This window comes from Chroococcidiopsis sp. CCNUC1, assembly GCF_023546805.1.
GTDB lineage: Bacteria > Cyanobacteriota > Cyanobacteriia > Cyanobacteriales > Chroococcidiopsidaceae > Chroococcidiopsis > Chroococcidiopsis thermalis.
Window position 1 is genome coordinate 5008845 of sequence record NZ_CP097480.1, and the last position, 17513, is coordinate 5026357.

The following is a 17513-nucleotide window of genomic DNA, read 5'->3' on the forward strand; positions in this document are numbered from 1 at the left end:
GCTTGCGGGTTAACCAGATTTAGAAGGGGTTAACCCCTTTTTTTTGTCAATTTCCGTGTAGAGATGTTACATGTAACGTCTCTACACGGGTAATCGATGCTATAGCTAGGCTGGCATCAAATCTTAAATTATTGTTGCTAGCTGTACTAACTATAATATTTTCGTATTTTAATAGTGTTTTGAAGCTTAAATTTCAGTATATCTACTGAGTTTTATAAATGTTAGGAAAATCGTATACATCATAACTGAATACAATCAAATACAACCGATACAACCGAATAAATCAGTAGGGCAATGAGCGATCGCATTGAGGGAAAATTTTTAGACTCATGCGACAGTTTTTGTATGGGTATCTAGATTTCACTCAAGGTGCAGCAACTCTCAACGAGTTTTTTTGCTTAATTACGGAATCTGCTGTAACAGAAGTGGATCGCTATAAAGCGTTATTACTGACACACCTATCAACATTTGCTACTGGCAAACAGCGATCGCGATCGCTGTTAAATTTTAGTGTTGAAAATTACATAAACAAATCGCTCTATCAAAAATTTACGTCAACTCAAGGCTTGAGCAAAAATGGCAGACAACATTAACGACTTACTAGATCGGTGCGAGCAAAGATCGCAAGTGCTGACTCAATCGGCAGAACAAGCTAACGAGCAAGTCACTCAAATTTTAGAATTTGCCACCAATTTAAGGGCTAATCTCGCTTCCATCGCTGAGGAAGCATTTACTAAGTTTGATGCTCTCAGTGACGAACTAGAAGCTGCCGAACAAAACTTAGAGAGCGAAATGGAAGCTGCTAAGCAGGGGTTCAGCGATTTACAGCAAAAGGTAGGCGAACTGCAATCTCAAACAGAAATAAAGATCGAGCAGATTGGCGAACAACTAGAAGAGTTAAAGAATCGGAAAGAAGAAATGCTTTCGGAAGTGGAGCAGGAAACCGAAACAACCAAATCGGGTTTTGAGGAGCTATCGAAGCTCGTGGAGGAAGTCGAGCAAGAAGCAGAGAAGCATTTAGAAACAGCAAAAGAGCAGATCGAGCAGTTTCACGGCAAAGTTGAGGACGCAGAAAGTCGTTTTGGCGATCGCAAATCCTCTGTTTTAGAAGACTTTGCAACTTTGACAGAAGAACTACAAAATCAGCTCGAATCACTAACAAGTGACTTCTCCGACGTAGCTAACGAGAAAAAAGACAAAATCAGTGCAGTTGAGAGTAGCTTAGATTCAACTTCTCAGGACGTATTATCAGCACTGACGCAAAAGTTTGTCGAAGAAGTTATGGGTGAACTAACGAGTTCAGCCGAAAAAATTACCGAAGCCACATCGCATTTGCAAGATGCAGGAGATGAGGTAAACGATGCATTAGACGGCAAGATAGGTGAGATTTTGGACAAGGTTGGTGAAGTTACTGACATTGTTGAAAAAATCGAACCAGTTCTAGATATGGTTGATAAAATCTTAGGCTAATCGATAACTTTTAATTTTGCCAAATTCAAAACAAGGATAATACAGCATGGCACAAGTTCTAGATTTTGGGCGTGATGTTGATGAAGCTACTGAGAAGCTGAACGAATTATTAAGTATTCTCGAAACTGCTTGTACGCAGATGGAAGAAGTGTGTGCCGATCTAGAATCTGAAACTGAAACTTTAGATGAATCTGCCGAGAGTGTTAGTACAAATATTGAAACTTTAGCCGAATCTTTGCAGACAGCTTTAGAAGATTTTAGTAATTCTGAAGAAGAAACGAAAGCCGAACTCGATGCTTTGCAACAAGCAATGACAGATATTGAAGGAAAACTAGATGAAGTTGCTCGCTCTGTAGAAGAAGCTCAGGCTAATTTTGAATCAGAAATTAACGAGAATAAATCAGAGTTAGAATCAAGTTTAGAAGAATTAAAAGAAGCGTTTAAGAATTTAGAAGATACAATTTCTAATACTGAAGATTCTGTGGGCGAAGGTCAAACAGAAGCTAAAGAAAACATTGATAGTTTAACTGAGGCGATCGAAGAACTTCAGGAACAAATTGAAGCATTCCAAAGTGAGTTGGAATCAAAATTTGAAGAAGTAGCAAATGAGATAAGCGATACTCAAACTGCTAATCTTGAAAAAGCTTTTAGCGAATACAGCGATAAACTCACCGGAGAGCAGCTAGACACAATCAACTCTGGTTTTGAGCAATTAGAAAATAATTTTAGCGAATCTTTTGGAGATTTTAACGAACAAGTTACTGAATTTGCTGACGAACTCAAAGAACGATTGACCGAAATTCTAGAAAATACTGGCGAACACGTAGAAGATAACCTCAAGAACGAGCTACAAGAATCCTTTGAGAATGCGATTCAGGAAGTTGTAGAAGGAATGATTGAAGAAGTAGCGGAAAACATCATGATGATGACAACAGGTTCGTCTGTAACAGGTGCGTTGAGTCCTATTTTACCAGCGTTAGCTGCTGCCAAGGTTGCTACCGGAGCGATCAAAGCAGTTTTGGATTGTGTCGATATATTCTAACGCTGTTTTCAACTCATCGATCGCGTCTCAACTATTGAAAGTCTAAAATATGAACGAACAATTAGGACAAACCCTGGCATCTTTATCCCAAATGGCGAGTGTATTTCCTGAAAAACTAGATGGTTTAGTACAACTATCATCGGAAGTTCAAGCAGAAGCCGATCGCCTGGTTAGCAATATTGAAGAAAAGCAAGAGCAGATTGCGGAAATTCTCGAACAAATTCAAACTGCACTAACCGAATTAAAAGAGGAAGCTACAGAGCATCAATCTCAACTTGAAAGCGAAATTGCCGAACTTGAAAGTGGAGTTGAATCTTTAACAGAATTTATCTCTGAGGCTCAAGGACAACTCAGTAGCGAAATTGAAACGACTCAAGGCAAAATTTCAGAACTCAAAGAATATTTGGATGAAAGTAGTTCTACAACTGAAAGGACGGGTGAAGAAACTCAAAATACGCTAACACAAGCTCAAGAAAAAATTCAATCCGGTCAAGACAAACTAACTTCTGCTGTAGAAGCAACCAGTAAAGAAGTAGAAGCTTTCCAAGAAAAGCTAGAAGAATTAAAATCTGCTCTTAGCGAACAGATCGAGCAATTTACTGAAGATATGGAGAAGTCACAAGGAGAAATTGGTGAAAAGATTCAAGCTATGGCAGATACTTTTCTTGACTTACATCAAGAATTTACTACCAATTTAAATAAATTAAGTACGCAAACCGTCAAAGGCGAAACGGACGAGCTGTTAAATCAAGCTCAAGAAAAAATTCAAGCAGAACTGAAAGAATTAATTACAGAAGCCGTTAAAAACGTGACGGATTCCGTAGAAGAGATGAGTCAGAAAATTTTGGGTTCTAGCGAAGATGCTTCTATTGCTCGTAAAGCATTAGAGCCATTATTCGACCAGCTTGATGAATTTATCGATCCGCTTAAAGATGGAGTTGAAGCTGTGAAAGATGTAGCCGAAAGCGTGGGAATAGATTTTGGCTAAAGCAATTAAGTGAAACTATATTAAAACTATAATCGAGGTAAATCGTGGCTGATTTTGAAACAACTGCAACAGAAACAGTAACTAAACTGACAGAATTATTAGGTGAAGCCGAGCAAGCACAGTCAGAATTAACAGGCTTGCGAGAACAAATTGCTCAGGTTTCCGAGCAAATGGATAGTCACTGGCAGACATTAAGCGATCGCGCTCAATCTTTGTTAGAACGAATTAATAGCGCTAAGGAAGATTTGAGTGAAGAAGCTGAATCGCTCAGTCAAGAAGTCACTCAGCTCAAGGAAAATGTAGAAACTTGGCAGAATGAAACTAACGAAGAAAACGAAGCTACCAAAACAGAAATCAGTTCGTTTGGTGAAGACTTAGACTCGACTAAATCCGAGCTAGAATCGACTTTAGAGGCAGTAGAAGAAGTTTTTAAATCTCTTCAAGAAAAACTAGAGGAAGTTGCCACAGAGTTAGAGGAACAGTTTTCAGAGCAGGAAGACTTTCTCCAAAATGATGTATCCGATCGCCTAGAGAGTCACCAATCCGATTTAGAAGAACGAGCTTCAGAGTTTGAATCGCACATTAAAGATGAATCTGGTCCAGCAATTGCCGAATTAGTTAGCGAATTTGCAACTCAGGTTGAGGATGTAATAGAGCAACTAACTGAGAAAACTAAAGATTTGCAAGAATCGACATCAGATACAACTGAAGATGCCATCTCTAAATATAAAGAAACTCAAGAAGAAGTCTTCGATCGGCTGATGGATACGGCAAAAGATCTCGAAAAAATGATGGATAAACTGAGCGGCTTTGTTGATAAAAGTGGTAATACAGCTGAGACTGCTAAAGATACCATGACTGAGGGCGTAGAAGCTACTAATGTAGGTTTAAATGCAGCTCTGGGAATAATTGAAGATACTTATGAGATCTTAAAGAAGTTTATTCCTTAGAAAAAATCCAAGTGTAGGGGGGGCAATGTCAACCCTGCTAAGGTGAGATTTTTCTTTGTCTAATAAACGAGCAGTAGAAACGCCGCTTTTGGATAAGCCAAGGATAGTATTTCGCAAAATACGTTTTGTTCGCATGTATACGACTCCAACCCCTGCATAAATTTTCCAATCGCTCGCTATTTAAGAAGATAGTTCAACACACGGCAGGGTGATATGCAAACTATACAAGTAAACGTGGCGGAGCGCGATCGCCATCTAGCGACAGCGACGGAAATTTCCCAAGAATGGCGTTTGCGTCTCACTCAAGAATGTCCGGCGCAAAGCGATACTGCCCGAGAAAGCATAGTCCGTTGGCTGATTGGTGAAGATACAGAACGCTATCAAACGTGCAATTCTCTTCAGTTATCTATAGCACAGCAAGCTATGGAATACCGCTTTCGCATCCTCAAACAGCGTTATTTAGGGGTTTCACCTCAGCAGGCATATCACCGCTTGACAATACGTTTGTGCAGTTTAGTACTACTGCGAAATAAAATTCACGCCCTCGTTGCTTTGGGTGGCGATCGCCGTCGGGCAGTCGTTGATGTTTTGCAAGAAATTATCCAAGATTTATTGCAGCGCGATCGCTATTTGCAACAACAAACAGCTTGGATTGCGGCGTGTACTGACGATATGAGACTGCGAACTGCCTTGCTATTAACTACTGTAGAAGAATATTGTTTGCGCCCGATTCATAATCGACCTTTAATCGTGCATCGCTTTGTCAATTTTCTTCGCCGGACGCAGATGGGAGGAGTCACACAAGTTCCAGAACGCAGAATTCTCAAACTATTGTCTGACGAATTCCTTTCTGATGATGGCGATCGCACTTGGAGCGCGATCGACGTGCGATCGGTCAGCGTGTATCAAGACAGCCAAACCCAAGCAGACCAGTACGCAGCAAGACATCTCGTGCAATCGAAATTTAGCAACTATTTAACTAACAATTTGGGAGAAACTGCCGCGCAATGGTTAGAACTATACTTACAAGGTAGGTCTCAAGAAGCGATCGCCCAACAGTTAAATTTATCAGTCAAAGAAGTCTATCGACTGCGAGAAAAAATTGTCTACCATGCCGTGAAAGTATTTGGATTAAAACATCATCCAGAACTAGTGAGTCATTGGCTGGGCACGAGTTTAGAAGAACACAGTTTCGGCTTGACACCTAAGCAATGGCAGGAATTTTGGGAGCAACTAACCCCAAGGCAGCGCCAAGTTGTAGAGTTAAGAAAGTCTGGCAAAAATTTAGATGCGATCGCCTACACTCTCAACCGCAAGTTAAATCAAATTACTAGCGAATGGAATAAACTTTGCTTAGTAGCCCAAGTCGTGCGAAGTGGGATGAACTAAAATACTAATTTTTTTAGATAACAAGTTTTCGAGGCAATAACTTTTTACTTACTCGATTCCTCAACAGTTTCAATCGCTGCTAAACAAAACTGAGAAACAGCCATAATCGCAAACACAGAACCAAAATAGATAGCAGTGAGGAATTCAACCGTGTTATCGAAAGGAATGAAGGCAGTCATGGTCATCGTCTCCTGAGAGGGAGCAGGGAGCAGGGAGCAGGGAGCAGAGGGGCTTCAGGAGAAATCCAAAATTCATCGCAGTGCGAATTGTTTTCCTTTCTTAGCCTTCTTTTCGCCTACTCTCTCGAAACAGTAGACCACCCTTTTGTGTTGTAGTCAAGCAAAAATTTTGCTTTTTTTTGCTGTCTGGCAACCGCTGCTATACGTTTACAGTAGCGATCGCTCGTTCGACAATTTGTAAGGCTGCGTCCACTTCTGCGGCTGTCACAATCAAGGGTGGTACGAAGCGCAGCACTTTTGCTCCGGCTGGCACGAGTAATAAACCTTCAGCGATCGCCGCTTTAACTACATCCGCTGCGGTAATTTCGCTTTCAGCAGCTAACTCCATCCCATGAATTAAACCCCAACCGCGCACGTCAGTGATGAGGGCGGGATATTTGGCTGCCAGCGCCCGCAAGCCCGTTCTGAGCTGTTCGCCGCGTGCTTGCACGTTTTCTAACAAATTCTCCCGTTCAATTGTTTGGCACACCGTCAAGGCGACTGCACAGGCAAATGGGTTGCCCCCAAACGTACTGGCGTGATCTCCTGGTGCAAACACATCGCAATGCTGCTTGCACATCATCGCGCCGATGGGGATACCACCACCTAAACCCTTGGCAGAAGTGAAAATATCTGGTTCGATGCCTAAATTCTCGTAGCCCCACAATTTCCCAGTTCGTCCCATTCCCGCTTGCACTTCGTCCAGAATTAGTAAAATTCCGGTTTCGTCACAAATCCGCCGAATTGCTTGGAAGTATGCCACTTCTCCGGGGCGCACCCCGCCTTCTCCTTGCAGCGGTTCGAGCAGAATTGCACTCACTGCCCGATCGCCTTCATCTAGTTCTGAGATGGCGGCTTCGATCGCCTGAATCTCGTTATAGGGGACGTAATGGAACCCTGGGACTAAGGGGGCAAAGTTTTTCTGATATTTCGGTTGTCCGGTAGCGGTAATCGTCGCTAGCGTCCGTCCGTGGAAGCTGGCGTTGGCGGTGAGCATGACTGGATGCTCGATGTTTTGGACTGTATGGGCGTATTTGCGCGCTAGTTTAATTGCCGCTTCGTTAGCCTCCGCTCCAGAATTGCACAAAAAGACTTTCTCGGCACATGAATGCTGAACTAGCCATTGTGCTAGTTGTCCTTGCACGGGGATGTAAAACAGGTTGGAGACGTGGTGTAGCGTCTGAATTTGGCGCGTCACTGTTTCCACCATCGCTGGGTGTGCGTGTCCCAGGGTACATGTTGCAATTCCGGCGACCAAATCGAGATATTCTTTTCCTGTGCTATCCCAAACTCGACAACCCGCACCCCGTTCTAAGGCAATCGGGAAACGGGCATATGTGTCCATGACTGACTCTTTGAAGCGATCGAAGTCATATTCACCAGTTTGTTGCAGATTGGATTCTACGACTGATGTAGGCTGAGAAACAGTGTCTAAGCTCATGGATGATTCCTTGATTGTGGGTGGTAGAATTCTAGGGACGTTATATGTAAGTCTCTATAAAATATTCAATTACCTACTTGTAAAATCTCTTCTAAAATCAACTTTTCAGCAGTAGAGTTACCCGCACTCAGCTTTACTTTAGCGCGATCGCAGGCATGTAACTTACCATTCGGCTCGAACTGAAAATCTTGCTCCCGTACAAACCCTTGTGCTTGGAGTTTCTTCAGGGCAAACTGGGTTGCCCACTCTACCAAATCTAGTTCGGGTTCGAGATATTGAGGATGACGTAAAAGCCAACGACAAGCATCGGGATCGGTATCGGCAAGCTGATAAAGTGCCGTAGCTAAGATCTCCTCGACACATTTAGGGCTAGGTAAAGCGGTAAAAAAGTCTTTAAGCGAGCTAATTAGCGTAGGTGTCTGAGTTTTAAACACATCTACAGCTAATTCAACATGTGGCTTACAGGTACTATTAGATATACACATAATGGCTGCCTTCCACTTCACTCACCCATCGGCAGACAAGACAACACAGAGTGGTTGACAGTGCGTTGACAGTTTACCGTTGACCAGCGATCGGCGATCGATCTCCGGCTAAGTTGTCTGACTTTAAATCTGAAGTTAAAAGAAAAATGTGAATAATTTGTGAACCGTAGTAGCACCATTTCTGGCGATCGTATATAAACTTAAAGCGAGGGGCGAGAGCGTGGTGTGTGGAAGGAGGCGAGAGGCAAGAGGTTTTTGACTTACGACTTACGGCTTACGACTTACGACTTCTCTCCTTATTCCTTATCTCTACCAAAACATGAACGAACAATCCTATTCCTACGAGGCACTCCAAGATCAAAAACAGTTTTACAATTCTCGGTTTCAAGCAGGTTATATGCAGGACTTTTCAGGATTATTTGAGTCCTGTAGATTTTATGCAATGCAAGATATATTGAAGCAAATAAAATCGAGCGGTTTCAATCCAGCATCGATTTTAGATTATGGTTGTGGCGAAGGACGATATCTCAATTTGTTAAAAGATTTCTTTCCTACATCTGCTCTCCACGGCTGTGATATATCAGACGAAGCATTAACAATTGCTAAAAATCTATATTCATCAGCTCAATATACTCCCATGAGTGATGAAACAGTTAATTTACCTGACAATTCTTTCGATCTCATCATCTCCATAGAAGTTCTAGAACATGTAGGTGATGTTGCTCAGTCTATAAGAGAGATCGGTCGATTGCTCAAACCGCAAGGAATGACAATATTATCCACGCCTTGCGCTAATAAATTTTCTTTTGAATGGTGGCAAAATCGCTTGACGGGAGGCTTGCAGCCATCATTTGATGGTTATGGCAGATTTAAAACCGATGAACCAGGACATCTACGCCGACTTTGCGATCGCCACCTGAAATCTCTATGCTCTGATGTCGGGATAGATATTTATAAAATCTACCATCGCGCCCATTTATTTGAAACCCTTGCCCCTAAAGGTAGGCTGTTTAAGCGCATACCTCAAGCTTGCGTTGGTTTTGGCATGTTAGATTGGTATTTATTCAAAAACTTCCCCAACGGTTCAACTATGATTGCTTTAGGAAAGAAAAGATAGCGATCTTGTTGACAGCGATCGGTGGTCATTGGTCATTGGTCATTGGTTGACGGTTGATTCTTTTCCCCCTCAGCTTCCGATCGCTCCCTCAGCTCCCTCAGCTCTCTTCCGCTGCCTGGGGCTGAATTTGACAAACCACTTCATAAAGAGTAGTTGTAGGAGCGCGATCGAATAAAGGAGACATCTTTTTTAGTATGCTCCTGTAGTTTTCTTCATGCTCGTTAGCTTCCATCTCATCTACACTTTCCCAGAAAATCACAGAAACGCCTCGATCTGTACCTGGTTCTTGCAGGAGATATGCACCTTTAAACCCATGTCTATAAGTTGAAACTGCCTGTTCGTAAATTCTTCTTGCTTCTTCAAACTTGCCCGGTTTGAATTCTCCAACTGTAACTTGAGTATATTGCCGTTTGAGAAAATCCTGAAAATCCATCGTCGATCACCTGAATAAATTATTTGTCATTTGTCATTTATCATTAGTAAGTAGTTTCTGACTTACGACTTACGACTGATTAATTTGTCTGTTCTATCTTTTCTAATAACTTTTTAGCCATTTCAACTGCTACAACGATTAGTTCTTGTTCTTGCTGTCCCTGACCACCTTCATCGCTGACTTTAGGGTAAATATGAGGATTGGCGAGCATCCCGGCTAGAATTTGGGAGGCAACTTGTTTGACTTCTTGTGGATTCACATCCATTTTGAATTTTGATAACTGTAGATTTAATCGTTAAAAATGATTTTATAGTCTTTTGCTCTCACAATTGATTAAAACTATAGATTTTGTTGCGAAACTGTGGCGATCGCAGCTTGGGGCTAGGAATGCAGCAAACGTTACGAGCTGTGTTAGATGCCCGATTGCCGCACTCTACCTTCTGCTATTTTGCCATAGCGATCGAATCCAAATCTAAAATCTAAATCTGGCAGTTCTACTAAATTAAACCTTGAACAACGAATAAAACTGCAAACAGGCTAGATACTAAGGCAAGAAATCTAAACACGGGGGCAACTTCTTCTATATGGCGATTTGGTTTGAGAAAGAAACTTTGTACGAAGCGCGATCGCTGTACTGAAATAGACACGAACAAAACAAACCAAAAGGGTAAACTTAAAGTAGAAACTGATAAATTTAGATAGGAATAATTAGCACAAACTAATAAAAAAATATTCCATAACACAAGCGCTGAAACGACAACTTGCCAGTAAATAGGACTACCGTTTCGACGAGGAAATTCCTCAACACGCGCTGCTGGTAGAAAACCAGCTTGTTTAATGCAATCAAAAAAACTCTGAGTATTTTGAGTCAAAAAAACAATATTGGCAGGATATTCAGCAACGGTGTGTCTAATTCTAACTCCACCCCACGTTTTTTCTAAAGAAACAATTTGCTGTGGGTAAAATTTATAGTCAGCCAACAAAAAAACATTGAGTTTTAGTTGGTTATAATCTGCTGACAAATTCGCTAAAGGTTGAGGCAGTTTCATCTCCCCAATAGAAACACCTCCAATCAAATTTGCTGAATGCGGCATTTGAAATTTATCCTACTAATTGTTCAATTGACATGCGATTTCATGAATCTAGCTGTATTCTTCCCCTTCAAAACAGCAACTATATCAATAGGTAGGTCAAGGTAACACAAAGTTACATAAGCTATTCTTATAAATTACTGTCATTTTCTAGCTACAGTCGCTCTATGAGATCTCATGGCAAAGTCACAAGCCTTATTCTGCCTAGCAAGGGAGCAATCGATGCTCAGTTAAGGAAATGTTCAAATTCCTGCAAGAAATTGCAGCAAACAGAGCATAACGCAGGAATTGCGATTTCAATCGCTCTTATTGCCTGCAACCCTGCTCTATAATCTATGAAGATAGTGTAAAACTTGAATGAGTCTCGTTACAGTCCACCAACCAAGCTAAATGAAACCGTGCAGCATATACAGACAACTATAACTGGATAACAGATTATTAGAAATAGATCGAGTTAACTTTACAAATTGTACGAATGCGATCGATTGAGCAACCAATAGTGGGCTGCCGTCCATAAAAATTTGGATCGAGAAATTTGGGTCAAAAACTTTCGGTCAACTACAATGTTAGGCAAGTTACTAGAGGGACGTTATCAAGTCATGCAAGTTCTGAGTGCAGGGGGTTTTTGTCAGACCTACCTCGCTCAAGACACCCATATTTCCAATCGCCCTACATGCGTAGTCAAGCATCTCAAACCTGCCAATAGTTCTCCTAATGCCCTACAAACGTTGAGATGGTTGTTTACAGGTGAAGCCCAAGCTTTAGAAAAATTAGGATGTCACAATCAAATTCCTCGGCTGCTAGACCACTTTGAGGAAAACCAAGAATTTTATCTCATTCAAGAATTCGTACAAGGGCATACCTTAAGTGCAGAACTACAACCAGGTAAGCCTTGGAGTGAAAGCCAAGTGTTTTACATGTTGCAAGAAGTACTGCAAATCTTAGAGTTTATTCACTCGCACGGCTTAATTCATCGCGATATCAAGCCAAATAACTTACTCAGGCGCAAGCACGATCGCCGTCTGGTGCTAATTGATTTTGGTTCGGTCAAACAAGCATGGACGCAGGTTGTGACGCTGCAAGGGCAGAAGATCAATACGTTTTCCATTGGCTTACCAGCAACGATTACAATCGGCACTCCTGGCTACATGCCTACAGAACAAGAACGAGGCAAGCCTCGTCCTAACAGCGATATCTATGCTTTGGGGATGGTGGCAATTCAAGGTTTGACAGGCATTCATCCGACTCAGCTAGATACCGATCCAGATACCTGTGAAATTCTATGGCGACACTATCGTAAAATCAGCCCCGAACTAGCGCAAATTATAGATAACATGGTGCGCTACGGCTTTAAAGATCGCTACCAATCGGCAACGGAAGTCTTAGCAGCCCTAGAACCTCTAGCAAATCGGTATCAACCCGTGCTGCATTATGGTTTTCACGAATTACATGGTACTCAGGTTCAGATCCCCACAGTAGCGCAAGATTCGCACTCTTTACTGGGTGAAGAAGAGACTGTTTCTTATAGCTGGGGCGATCGCCCGCAATTACAAATACCAAATACAATTAGCAAAGCTACAGCTGCGATTTCAGCCAAAAGATCGACTTCCTTAATCGATTTAGGAATTGGCGCGATCGCTTTAGCGACTTTACTCGTAGGTATCTATTTCGCCTCCCACTCCCCCACACCAGCCTTCAAACCAGAAAAGTATCCTGTATCAATTCCCTTGAAAAGTAAATAGCACGCGAAGTTAAAAGTTCGTAGGGGCGGGTTTGGCGAGAATCCCTCATCATGAACGAAGATCGTTTGCCAAAACCCGCCCGTACAAAAGTTACAGCGTCATCAATCTGGTGCTATGAGCTTTTGACGCTATAACTTATGTAGTGGTTTATTTGACTGATCGGTGATTTATTTTCGCTATGCTGCGCTACCCGTTTTTCTCTGACAAGGTTAGTAAAAAAGCTAAGTTTTCCTGGGCTTTTAAAGCGTGAGGAGCATTTGCAGGCATGAAGATGAATACTCCTGGTTCTAGAACAATGTCTTGTCCTTCTAGGGTGAGAATTCCCTTGCCATCCAACACGTTGACGGTAGCGTTGCGAGTAGATGTATGTTCGGAAATTTCAGTTCCAGCCGCGAGACAAAACAGAGTGTATTGACAGCAACTATCTTTAACCAGCACTTTACTCAATACCCCAGCTTGGGGATATTCAATATTTGCCCGTAACTGCGTGGATGAAGATCGTAAGGGTAATAGGGTGGTACTCATGAATTCCTCGGTTAAAAGTTAAAAGTTAAAAGTTAAAAGTCAAAATGCTCAGAGCTATTGTTGATAGGTGTGAGCTTAAGAGCGAACAGCAGACAAAATAATGTAACCTAAGTCCTGCCGATACTTTTGGAAAACTTGGCGCATTGTTAAAACTCGTTGCCGAATTTGCGATCGCGTCAGTATATTCCACCAAATGTGAATTGTGTTAAAAATACCTTCGTCTGCAAGCATTTGCTGCGGTTTGAGCAATCCCATTTCTCCGGTTTGATGTTGCTGTACCGTTAATCCAGCCGCTTCACAAGCTGCAATCCAACTAGACTCTGATAAAGGCGTAGAATTGACTCGGATCGCTTGTGCTAAAGCGCGGTGAATCTCTTCTTCTCGATTTTGTGCTAAAAGTTCGTGAGATAAAAACTTACCACCAGGCTTGAGGCGATCGCGAATTCCTGCTAAGATTTTCGCTTTTCCTGGCGGAGATTGCATGGTCAGGATCGCTTCTGCCAATACATAATCAAACTTTTCTGTCAAGCGATCGAGATGAAAGATATCGCCTTCAATAATTTCAACTCGATCGCTCAAACCTGCTGCGGCAACATTAGCACGAGCGCGAACCACAGAATCGGGATTTTTCTCAATTCCCACAACCCGCACGCCATAGCGCTGAGCAATTGCGATCGCACTTAAACCAAAACTCGCTGCTAATTCTAAAACGGTCTCCCCTGGTTGAAAATTCGCCCATTGAAATAGTTGCTCTGTCGCCAAACGTCCGCCGGGACGGAGATATTTTTTGCCTGCTGCTGCTAAAACTTCATGTCCTGGGGCAGTTTCGTAGTTAAGGGTAGCGTGGGTCATACATTTGACCTCTAAGTTAATTCTTGGCTACCTTTACTGTGACAAAATAGCTTTGAGTTATCTATGAGCTAGCTCAGTTGTCAGGGAGTAGGGAGTAGCGACTTGCGACTTACCAACTACCAACTACCATTCAACAATTAACTTCTTCAACCACTTGACTAAATGCTTCCACTATGGGTGATGCATCTTCGCGTCGCCATGCAAAAGCATACTCCCGCAGGCTTCAGCGGAAGAATTTGCTATCAATTAATTTTTGTAAAAGCGATCGCCACGATCTCCTTACTCGCATGGACGGGGATCGTTATCTGCGGTCGCTTGATTGCCTATACTTGAGCTTTTCAGACAATTTAGTCAAACTGTCAATTCTTTTTGCTCAAGTTAAGTACAAATTCATGCTTGAGTATAGGTAGTACTTTCCTGTATATTCTAAAAGCTAATCAGTTTGATGCATTTTCCACATCATAACTGTTTATTATTTATGACTAATTTTGTATAGATATTACTAACCACAAAATTTCTCAATCTATTACTCAGAGGCACAATGGATAAAAAAGCACAACTTCAAAAAACTCAACCCGTGACAAATAACGCGATCGCCGATAGCAAAGATTTTAACTTCGATCTTTGGGCGAATGCAGTCAGAAAACAAATGCTTTCTGTACTACAAGAAAAAACACAACATTAACAGTTATCAGTGACCAGTGACCAGTGACCAACGCGGCAGCGGTTAGCAACCTAATCCCGAATTTTGCATTCGCGATTGCAGGTTGTCGGAGATGGGTTGCTGATGTTTTACGCTGGAAGTATGGGCGATGCTTTATATCCAATGCCGTTCTCGCATCGCGAATCATGATATGACACGATTTTTTCAATTTGAAGCTGACTTTGTAGACTCCCTGCGCTGTATTCCCATGCAGGTACGTTACAAGTTAGATACTTGTGGAATTAAACTGAAATTACCTGAATGGAACCAATTCAGTCAGGAAGATCGACAAGCACTAATCGATCGCCCCTGTAATACGCCAGCAGAAATTCAAGCATATCGTCAGTGGTTGCAAAACTTAGTTTTTCAATATACTGGTAAATCGGCTAGCGAACTGCCAGTAGAAGAGAATCCCGATTGGATGAATGCAGCAACTGTTCCTGCTAGCATTGGGGAGAAAGCTGGCGAGTTTGGCGTGACGCTTAGTTCAGAGCAATGGGCAAATTTACCACCCGTAGAAAGATTTGCATTAATTAAACTCAGCCGTTCGAGCCACGAAAACCGAAATTTTCTACCCGCACTCAAAGAATTTCACCTGATCGATTAGAGTAAGCTCTCTACTGTTAACTAGTTAATAAAATAGCCGTTCATGGGCATTGCTCATCGATCGCCGATCGGTAGTATTTTCCCGCACCACGCACCACTATTAACTGTTAACTGTCTCTACCAGTTGACACGCCTGTACTCTTTCCCGCGAGACAATCTGCAATTCGTGGGGATAGCGGGGGCGCGGATCTTTCTCTAACCAAATGGGGGGAACCATAGTTAGATCGTAAGCCGCGATCGTATCAATTACGCCGGGACGAGACTTCAGCTCAACTACGAGTCCTGGCAAATATTCAAAAGCTTCTTCCCAATCGATTTGTGACACGGTTATAAGTAAAACTGTATTTATTGATACGATTTTATAATAACTCGGCGGATAAATAAATACGTCTGTAGCTAGAAATACATTTTTTTACATTTGTGGAGATGCGATCGCAATATCTCCTAACACAAATCGCTGTTTTCAGTTACGTAGGGTACACAATGTGTAGGGGGGCACAGCTAACTGTGCCCCCCTACGAATGTAATGCCAAGTATTTCCCGCAAAGGCGCTAAATCAGCTCTGCATCTTTGCGCCATATTTTCATCCTTTGCTAAACCCTTTACCACGACTGGTAGAAGGCAGACAAATGCAGTTTTGTAGTTGTTGAAGCAAAGCCTCTCGATCTAGATTTTGTCCGATCAGTACCAGTTGATTCTTTTTGGGTTTGCCGTTCCATTCCTCGTCTTCTAGAGTAAAGCGCTTACCACAGAGGTGAAAAATATGGCGTTTTGGACTTTCCTCAAACCACATAATCCCCTTGGCGCGGAAGATATTTTCAGGAAGTTGGTTGTCTAGAAAATACTGAAACTTTCTAATTGCCAGTGGCTTATCGCTTTGGAAAGATATTGAGGTAAAACCATCGTTCTCTAAGTGATCGGAGTGATGATGGTGATGGTCGTGATGGTCGTGATGGTCGTGATGGTCGTGGTCGCAGTCTGAATGGTCGTGATGGTCGTGATGGTCGTGATGGTCGTGATGGTCGTGACCAGCGGGAGTATCGAAATACTTATCCGACTCGAACAGACCGACGCTAAGAATCAATGGGAGAGGAACTTGCGATCGCGTTGTCCGCAAAATTCTTGCCCCATCTTTAATATCCCGAATCTTGACTTCTAAAAGATCGAGATCTGCTTCCTCGACTAAATCCGCCTTGTTAAGAATGATGACATCCCCATAGGCAATTTGACTGTAAGCTGCTTGAGAGTTAAACAGATCCAAACTGTAATTTGCCGCATCTACGACCGTGATGATTGAATCTAGGCGTGTCATGTCGCGTAACTCCGTGCCTAGAAAAGTCAGCGCCACAGGGAGAGGATCGGCAACTCCTGTTGTTTCTACGACGAGATAATCAACTTTTTCTGGACGTTCCAACACTTTGTAAACGGCTTCTACCAAATCATTATTAATCGTGCAGCAGATACAACCGTTACTCAACTCCACCATGTCATCACCTGTGGTGACGATCAACTCGTTATCAATCCCAATTTCGCCGAATTCATTCACTAAAACGGCTGTTTTGAGACCTTGCTGGTTAGTCAGGATGTGATTGAGCAGAGTTGTTTTACCGCTACCGAGAAAGCCTGTAATGATAGTGACTGGTAGCCCCTGTTTCGGTGCATCCATTACGGGAGATTGGTCAGAACCTACTGCTGATTGCATAGCGCTGCTGATTTAAATCTTGAAAGTCTTATCTTACAATCTGCTAGGGCAAGAAGTATGACTTAACACTCTTGCCCCATCTTTATTCATTATGTCGCGTTCGATGAATTCAGGAGGCGCTTAGCAAAATTCACGATCGATACACCGACTCAATCTCCGTTGGAAACCGATCGCCTCGAATGAGCGATCGCCTGAAGTGACGTAGCTGCGATCCAAAAAGGCAAGTCAAGCTTTAAGTTGAATAGTTAAACATCTTGACTATCGTAGTCATAGGCAAAAATAGTCGATTTGGACGATCTGGAAACGGAATAAAGTCATAATATTCGTAAAAAGAACGAGCCTTTTCATCTTTGGCATCAACCACTACAGCCATTGAAGCGACACTATTTGCATGTGACTGGCTGCGGTACAAGGCATCCATCAATAACTCTTCGCCTAATCCCTTGCCTCGGTAATTTTCATCAACTGCTAATCGTCCCAGCAAAGTTGCTGGTAAACTTGGAGATCTCGGCAGCTTTTTAACTATCTGGGCTGGTAGTTCTCCTGCAATAATACTCGTTCCGCTCAACGTGTAATACCCAATAACGACATTAGAGGTTTTGTCAAACAAGACGTAAGGAATAGCAACATAATTACGAGCATCTTGTCCTGCCTGCTTCTGAAGATAACGATCTAGTTTTTCAACGCCGCAACAAAAAACCGCTCGGTTATGCTCTGAACCCAGCGGCTCTATTAAATAATCAAAATCCATTGAGCGAT

At 42.3% G+C, this 17513-nt stretch carries 23 protein-coding genes; 12 read left to right on the forward strand and 11 right to left on the reverse strand.

The window, feature by feature from the left end; all coding sequences use genetic code 11:
- Positions 1 to 329 precede the first annotated feature (329 nt).
- From M5J74_RS23110 to M5J74_RS23135, 6 genes are all read left to right on the forward strand, one after another.
- A complete protein-coding gene (locus M5J74_RS23110; protein WP_106167466.1) occupies positions 330 to 593 on the forward strand; it encodes a hypothetical protein in 264 nt (87 codons plus the stop codon).
- Positions 577 to 1470: a hypothetical protein gene (locus tag M5J74_RS23115; RefSeq protein WP_250013381.1), complete on the forward strand. Its 894-nt coding sequence runs from the start codon at positions 577 to 579 to the stop codon at positions 1468 to 1470. The genes M5J74_RS23110 and M5J74_RS23115 overlap by 17 nt, the downstream gene beginning before the upstream one ends.
- Before the next feature lie 46 nt (positions 1471 to 1516).
- On the forward strand, positions 1517 to 2512 hold the full coding sequence (locus tag M5J74_RS23120) for a hypothetical protein (RefSeq protein WP_250013382.1): 996 nt from the start codon (positions 1517 to 1519) through the stop codon (positions 2510 to 2512).
- A 49-nt stretch (positions 2513 to 2561) separates the two neighbouring features.
- The gene (locus M5J74_RS23125; protein ID WP_250013384.1) at positions 2562 to 3500 is read left to right on the forward strand and encodes a hypothetical protein; all 939 of its coding nucleotides are present in this window, start codon (positions 2562 to 2564) and stop codon (positions 3498 to 3500) included.
- Between the two features lie 44 nt (positions 3501 to 3544).
- Positions 3545 to 4450: a hypothetical protein gene (locus M5J74_RS23130; protein WP_250013386.1), complete on the forward strand. Its 906-nt coding sequence runs from the start codon at positions 3545 to 3547 to the stop codon at positions 4448 to 4450.
- Between the two features lie 213 nt (positions 4451 to 4663).
- Positions 4664 to 5839, forward strand: coding sequence for a HetZ-related protein 2 (locus tag M5J74_RS23135; RefSeq protein ID WP_015156359.1), 1176 nt, complete (start codon positions 4664 to 4666; stop codon positions 5837 to 5839).
- Positions 5840 to 5883: 44 nt separating this feature from the next.
- Here the strand turns inward: M5J74_RS23135 and M5J74_RS23140 are convergent, their stop codons facing one another.
- The 3 genes from M5J74_RS23140 to M5J74_RS23150 all read right to left on the reverse strand — a co-directional run bounded on the left by M5J74_RS23140 (position 5884) and on the right by M5J74_RS23150 (position 7983).
- Positions 5884 to 6024 (reverse strand): hypothetical protein, encoded by a 141-nt coding sequence (locus M5J74_RS23140; RefSeq protein ID WP_181246347.1) that lies wholly within the window; start codon positions 6022 to 6024, stop codon positions 5884 to 5886.
- A 193-nt stretch (positions 6025 to 6217) separates the two neighbouring features.
- On the reverse strand, positions 6218 to 7498 hold the full coding sequence (locus tag M5J74_RS23145; RefSeq protein ID WP_250013387.1) for an aspartate aminotransferase family protein: 1281 nt from the start codon (positions 7496 to 7498) through the stop codon (positions 6218 to 6220).
- A gap of 65 nt (positions 7499 to 7563) precedes the next feature.
- On the reverse strand, positions 7564 to 7983 hold the full coding sequence (locus tag M5J74_RS23150) for a hypothetical protein (RefSeq protein ID WP_015156362.1): 420 nt from the start codon (positions 7981 to 7983) through the stop codon (positions 7564 to 7566).
- A 319-nt stretch (positions 7984 to 8302) separates the two neighbouring features.
- Here M5J74_RS23150 and M5J74_RS23155 point away from each other — a divergent pair, with 319 nt between their 5' ends.
- Positions 8303 to 9100 (forward strand): bifunctional 2-polyprenyl-6-hydroxyphenol methylase/3-demethylubiquinol 3-O-methyltransferase UbiG, encoded by a 798-nt coding sequence (locus M5J74_RS23155; RefSeq protein WP_015156363.1) that lies wholly within the window; start codon positions 8303 to 8305, stop codon positions 9098 to 9100.
- A gap of 97 nt (positions 9101 to 9197) precedes the next feature.
- Here the strand turns inward: M5J74_RS23155 and M5J74_RS23160 are convergent, their stop codons facing one another.
- Positions 9198 to 9533 carry an antibiotic biosynthesis monooxygenase gene (locus tag M5J74_RS23160; protein WP_015156365.1) on the reverse strand — a complete coding sequence of 112 codons (336 nt, stop codon included), beginning with the start codon at positions 9531 to 9533 and terminating at the stop codon, positions 9198 to 9200.
- Between the two features lie 79 nt (positions 9534 to 9612).
- Complete coding sequence (locus tag M5J74_RS23165) at positions 9613 to 9798, reverse strand: hypothetical protein (protein ID WP_106171313.1); 186 nt, start codon at positions 9796 to 9798, stop codon at positions 9613 to 9615.
- Positions 9799 to 9881: 83 nt separating this feature from the next.
- On the opposite strand from M5J74_RS23165, the gene M5J74_RS32890 reads away from it, so the two are divergent.
- A complete protein-coding gene (locus M5J74_RS32890; RefSeq protein ID WP_256498594.1) occupies positions 9882 to 10016 on the forward strand; it encodes a hypothetical protein in 135 nt (44 codons plus the stop codon).
- Positions 10017 to 10030: 14 nt separating this feature from the next.
- Here M5J74_RS32890 and M5J74_RS23170 read toward each other — a convergent pair whose 3' ends face one another.
- The gene (locus tag M5J74_RS23170; protein WP_250013389.1) at positions 10031 to 10627 is read right to left on the reverse strand and encodes a hypothetical protein; all 597 of its coding nucleotides are present in this window, start codon (positions 10625 to 10627) and stop codon (positions 10031 to 10033) included.
- A 518-nt stretch (positions 10628 to 11145) separates the two neighbouring features.
- Between M5J74_RS23170 and M5J74_RS23175 the strand changes: the two genes are divergently transcribed.
- A complete protein-coding gene (locus tag M5J74_RS23175; protein ID WP_206751824.1) occupies positions 11146 to 12366 on the forward strand; it encodes a serine/threonine-protein kinase in 1221 nt (406 codons plus the stop codon).
- Between the two features lie 186 nt (positions 12367 to 12552).
- Here M5J74_RS23175 and M5J74_RS23180 read toward each other — a convergent pair whose 3' ends face one another.
- Both M5J74_RS23180 and M5J74_RS23185 read right to left on the reverse strand, forming a co-directional pair.
- The gene (locus tag M5J74_RS23180; protein ID WP_015156368.1) at positions 12553 to 12891 is read right to left on the reverse strand and encodes a cupin domain-containing protein; all 339 of its coding nucleotides are present in this window, start codon (positions 12889 to 12891) and stop codon (positions 12553 to 12555) included.
- 75 nt (positions 12892 to 12966) lie between these two features.
- Positions 12967 to 13743 (reverse strand): cyclopropane-fatty-acyl-phospholipid synthase family protein, encoded by a 777-nt coding sequence (locus tag M5J74_RS23185; protein ID WP_106168607.1) that lies wholly within the window; start codon positions 13741 to 13743, stop codon positions 12967 to 12969.
- A 162-nt stretch (positions 13744 to 13905) separates the two neighbouring features.
- Between M5J74_RS23185 and M5J74_RS23190 the strand changes: the two genes are divergently transcribed.
- The 3 genes from M5J74_RS23190 (at position 13906) to M5J74_RS23200 (ending at position 15053) form a co-directional block, all read left to right on the forward strand.
- Positions 13906 to 14076 (forward strand): hypothetical protein, encoded by a 171-nt coding sequence (locus M5J74_RS23190; protein WP_015156370.1) that lies wholly within the window; start codon positions 13906 to 13908, stop codon positions 14074 to 14076.
- A gap of 208 nt (positions 14077 to 14284) precedes the next feature.
- Positions 14285 to 14428 carry a hypothetical protein gene (locus M5J74_RS23195; protein WP_015156371.1) on the forward strand — a complete coding sequence of 48 codons (144 nt, stop codon included), beginning with the start codon at positions 14285 to 14287 and terminating at the stop codon, positions 14426 to 14428.
- A gap of 169 nt (positions 14429 to 14597) precedes the next feature.
- The gene (locus tag M5J74_RS23200) at positions 14598 to 15053 is read left to right on the forward strand and encodes a nitrate reductase associated protein (protein ID WP_250013391.1); all 456 of its coding nucleotides are present in this window, start codon (positions 14598 to 14600) and stop codon (positions 15051 to 15053) included.
- Between the two features lie 99 nt (positions 15054 to 15152).
- Here M5J74_RS23200 and M5J74_RS23205 read toward each other — a convergent pair whose 3' ends face one another.
- The 3 genes from M5J74_RS23205 to M5J74_RS23215 form a co-directional block, all read right to left on the reverse strand.
- Positions 15153 to 15377, reverse strand: a complete 225-nt coding sequence (locus M5J74_RS23205; protein ID WP_015156373.1) for a hypothetical protein — start codon at positions 15375 to 15377, stop codon at positions 15153 to 15155.
- A gap of 258 nt (positions 15378 to 15635) precedes the next feature.
- Positions 15636 to 16754, reverse strand: coding sequence for a GTP-binding protein (locus M5J74_RS23210; protein ID WP_250013393.1), 1119 nt, complete (start codon positions 16752 to 16754; stop codon positions 15636 to 15638).
- Positions 16755 to 16986: 232 nt separating this feature from the next.
- Positions 16987 to 17505: a GNAT family N-acetyltransferase gene (locus M5J74_RS23215; RefSeq protein ID WP_015156375.1), complete on the reverse strand. Its 519-nt coding sequence runs from the start codon at positions 17503 to 17505 to the stop codon at positions 16987 to 16989.
- Between the last annotated feature and the right edge of the window lie 8 nt (positions 17506 to 17513).